This is a genomic window from Pseudoalteromonas sp. S3178 (genome assembly GCF_005886985.1).
In the GTDB taxonomy this organism is placed as follows: domain Bacteria; phylum Pseudomonadota; class Gammaproteobacteria; order Enterobacterales; family Alteromonadaceae; genus Pseudoalteromonas; species Pseudoalteromonas carrageenovora.
In genome coordinates, this window is sequence record NZ_PNCW01000539.1 from 1 (window position 1) to 233 (window position 233).

The 233-nt window shown below is 41.2% G+C and carries 1 protein-coding gene; it reads left to right on the top strand.

The features are described 5' to 3' along the window. On the top strand, nucleotides 1–233 hold a 233-nt coding region (locus CWC11_RS22105; protein WP_138684268.1), incomplete at both ends, for a hypothetical protein.

Genomic DNA, 233 nt, shown 5'->3' on the forward strand with positions numbered 1-233 from the left:
TTATTTAGATAACGAAGTCGAGTTTGATGTCATGGCTGCGCTGTTTAAAGGACAAATCTCCACCGAGTTTATGCGTATCGATGCCGATGAATATCAAATGTATAGTCTCCGTCAGTTTGCGTGGATGTTAGATGCTAAGCGTCGCAACAAATTGGTACGTCTGCTTCTTAATCATGACTATCGGGGCTTTAAATTAATTGAAGCGCAAATGGAACAACCTTGGCTGTTACATC